General features: G+C 70.5%; 3 protein-coding genes. 2 read left to right on the plus strand and 1 reads right to left on the minus strand.

Going from position 1 to position 3,221, the window contains the following annotated elements:
* The first annotated feature begins 207 nt into the window (after positions 1-207).
* On the plus strand, positions 208-471 hold the full coding sequence (locus tag AX690_RS14975; RefSeq protein WP_066683236.1) for a hypothetical protein: 264 nt from the start codon (positions 208-210) through the stop codon (positions 469-471).
* Positions 472-481: 10 nt separating this feature from the next.
* On the opposite strand, the gene bioB is transcribed toward AX690_RS14975, so the two are convergent.
* Positions 482-1,495 (minus strand): biotin synthase BioB, encoded by a 1,014-nt coding sequence (gene bioB, locus AX690_RS14980; protein ID WP_066683238.1) that lies wholly within the window; start codon positions 1,493-1,495, stop codon positions 482-484.
* 120 nt (positions 1,496-1,615) lie between these two features.
* On the opposite strand from bioB, the gene AX690_RS14985 reads away from it, so the two are divergent.
* On the plus strand, positions 1,616-3,109 hold the full coding sequence (locus AX690_RS14985) for a CHAD domain-containing protein (protein WP_066683242.1): 1,494 nt from the start codon (positions 1,616-1,618) through the stop codon (positions 3,107-3,109).
* Positions 3,110-3,221 lie beyond the last annotated feature (112 nt).

Genomic DNA, 3,221 nt, shown 5'->3' on the forward strand with positions numbered 1-3,221 from the left:
AACGCTCACGCCCGCCGTCCTCATGGAAACAACAGCCTGGCGGAGCGGTCGACGAACCGAAACGCAAACAAACCATACGGTCACCGGGTTCGCCCGGCCGCTCCGTCGCCTCCCCATCACCTTCAGCGGCAAGCCGCGTGAAGCCGAGACCCCGTGTCCCAAATCCTCCCCCGCTGGGGGGAGGATTTCAAGAGGAGCAGCCCCCAAATGACCCAACTCCTGATCCCGGCGCGGGCCCAGCGCATGTTCGGCAAGGGCAGACGCCGCAAGCGCCGCCTCCGGAACAGCGACGACGTCTGGTTGGAGCTGATCGACAAGGTGACGACGCTGCTGGACGAGGCCGAGCACGACATGCGCGTGCTGACCCGCCAGTATCCGCCCCAAGTGCTGGCGGCCTACTTGGCGGACGCCGCCGAGACGCGACGCGAGCTCGCGGCGTGGCGGCGTGAGATTCTGATGGAGCGCGCCTGAGCGCCCCGCCCTACTCCGCGGCCGCCACGAATTCGGCCCGCACCGAGCCCATCGGCTTCAGGTCCAGGTCCTGGAACAGGCGGCTGTCCTCGTCCATGTCGGGCAGCGGGGTGGTCAAGAGCTTGCCGCCGACGAAGATCGAGTTGGCGCCGGCCATGAAGCACAGGGCCTGCAGCTCGCGGCTCATGCCCTCGCGGCCGGCCGACAGGCGGACCATCGACTTGGGGCAGACGATGCGGGCGACGGCGATGGTGCGGACGAACTCGATCGAGTCGATCTGCTTGGCGCCGTCGGCCAAGACCTTGTCGCCCAGCGGCGTGCCGCTGACGGGGACCAGGCCGTTGATCGGCAGGCTGTCGGGATGGGCCGGCAGGGTCGCCAGCTGGTGCAGCAGGCCGGCGCGGTCGCGGCGGGTCTCGCCCATGCCGACGATGCCGCCGCAGCAGGTGCTCATGCCCGCGTCGCGGACGTGGGCCAGGGTGTCGAGCCGCTCCTGATAGGTGCGGGTGGTGACGACGTCCTTGTAGTAGTCCGGCCCGGTGTCGAGGTTGTGGTTGTAGTAGTCGAGGCCGGCGGCCTTCAGGGCCTTGGCCTGGTCGGCGGTCAGCATGCCCAGGGTGGCGCAGGTCTCCATGCCCAGGGCCTTCACCTCGGCGATCATGGTGGCCAGCTTGGGCAGGTCGCGGTCCTTCAGCTCGCGCCAGGCCGCGCCCATGCAGAAGCGCTGGGCGCCGCCGTCGCGGGCGGCGCGGGCCTTGGCCACGACGTCGTCGGCCGCCATCAGCTTCTCGGCCTTGAGACCGGTCTTGAAGTGGGCGGACTGGCTGCAATAGCCGCAGTTTTCGGCGCAGCCGCCAGTCTTGACCGACAGCAGTTGCGAGAGCTGGATTTCGGAGGGATCGAACCAGGCGCGGTGGACGTTGGCGGCCTGGTGGACCAGGTCCATGAAGGGCAGGTCGAAGAGGGCCTCGACCTCGGCCAGGGTCCAGTCGTGACGGGGCTCGAACGCGTTGATCTTGCTCATGGCGCGCACGTTTGGACCGGCGCCATGGTGTTTGCAAGGCCTTGCCAAGGCGCTCACCATGGCGCTAGGGGGCTCGAGGGGGCTCGGCGTCGTCAGCGCCCCGCGGGAGTAGATCAGGCCATGGATCGCGAGATCGAGCTGAAGTTCCTGCTGCCGCCCGAGGCCGCCGCTCTGGCCCTGGCCGAGCTGAAGGCCGTGCAGGCGGGCGAGGGCGCGGTGCGCCAGCTGGACGCCACCTATTTCGACACCCCCGACCACGCCCTGCGCCGCGCCGGCTATGGCCTGCGGGTGCGCGACGGCGAAGGCGGCCGCAAGCAGACCCTGAAGTCGGCCTCGGCCGGCGGGGTCTTCTCGCGCGGCGAATGGGAGACGGTGATCGAGGGCCCAGGCCCCGACCGCGACGCCCTGGCCCTGACGCCGGCGGCGGCGATGCTGGAGGATCGTCCGCTGGCGCCGGTCTTCACGACCCATGTCGAGCGCGTGGTGCGCCTGATCCAAGTCGGCGACGCGATCATCGAGACCGCGCTGGATCGCGGCGAGCTCAGCGCCGCTGATCGCCGCGCGCCGGTCTGCGAACTGGAACTGGAGCTGAAGGCCGGGCCGCCGCGGGCGCTTTTCGACCTCGCCCGCACCCTGGCCGACCGCGTGCCGCTGCGCCTGTCGCTGGTCAGCAAGGCCGAGCGCGGCTACGGCCTGGCCGCCGGCGAGGACGGCCCGCCCCCGCGCAGGCATGCGGCGGGCTTAAGCGGCAAGGCGACCGTCAGCGAAGCGCTGCAGGCCCTGGGCCGCGCGGATCTCGGACACCTCTGCGCCGCCCTGGAGGCGCTGCGCGAGCGGCCCGAGGCGGAAGCCGTGCACCAGGCCCGCGTCGCCACCCGCCGGCTGCGCGCCCTGCTGAAGATCTTCAAGCCCCTGGCCAAGGACGAGGCCGCCCACCGGCTGGACGAGGCGCTCTCGTGGCTGGCCGGCGAGTTCGACAACGCCCGCGACCTCGATGTCTTCGTCGGCGAGGTCTGGCGCGACGCCGCGCCGGGCGCGAAATTCACCGGCAAGGACGCCTTCGAGCGGGGGCTGAAAGCGGTCCACGCCAACGCCTATCTGCGGATGGAGGCGGCGCTGGAAAGCCCTCGCGCCCGCGCCGTGCTGCTGGAAGCGGCCGCCTGGCTCGAGGCCGGCGACTGGACGACCGATCCGGAACTCGCCGAGGTCCGCGACGGCCCCGCCAGGGCCTACGCCGCCGAGGTGCTCGAGCATCGCCGGAAGGCGGTGAAGAAGCGCGCCAAGCACTTCGACGACCTCGACGCCGAGGCCCGGCATCGCCTGCGGTTGAAGGGCAAGACCCTGCGCTACGCCGCCGAGGACCTCGCGCCGCTGTTTCCGGACCACGCCGAGCGCGCCGACCGCTTCGTAAAGGCCGCCAAGACCGCGCAGGACACGCTGGGCGCGCTCAACGACCGCTCGGTGCGCGAAGGCCTGGTCGACTTGGCGGCCCACGGCGACGCGGACCTCGCCAGCGCGGCGCAACGGGTGGTGCTGGGCGATGAAGAAAGCGACCTGATCGCCGCCGCCCGCCAAGCCCTGAAGGACCTCGTCGAGGCCAAGCCATTCTGGTGAGGCGAAGACCCAGAAACGAAAAAAGCCGCCCGAAGGCGGCTTCTTGTCGATTTAGACCCTTGGGTGCGGGGACAGGATTTGAACCTGTGACCTTCAGGTTATGAGCCTGACG

The sequence above is a fragment of the Caulobacter sp. CCH9-E1 genome (assembly GCF_001556515.1).
In the GTDB taxonomy this organism is placed as follows: Bacteria; Pseudomonadota; Alphaproteobacteria; order Caulobacterales; family Caulobacteraceae; genus Caulobacter.

What these genes read in the sequence shown, in the direction of transcription:
- AX690_RS14985 (WP_066683242.1), top strand. Translation starts at nt 1,616, where the DNA reads ATGGATCGCGAGATCGAGCTGAAGTTCCTGCTGCCGCCCGAGGCCGCC.
- AX690_RS14975 (WP_066683236.1), top strand. Translation starts at nt 208, where the DNA reads ATGACCCAACTCCTGATCCCGGCGCGGGCCCAGCGCATGTTCGGCAAG.
- bioB (WP_066683238.1), bottom strand. Translation starts at nt 1,495, where the DNA reads ATGAGCAAGATCAACGCGTTCGAGCCCCGTCACGACTGGACCCTGGCC.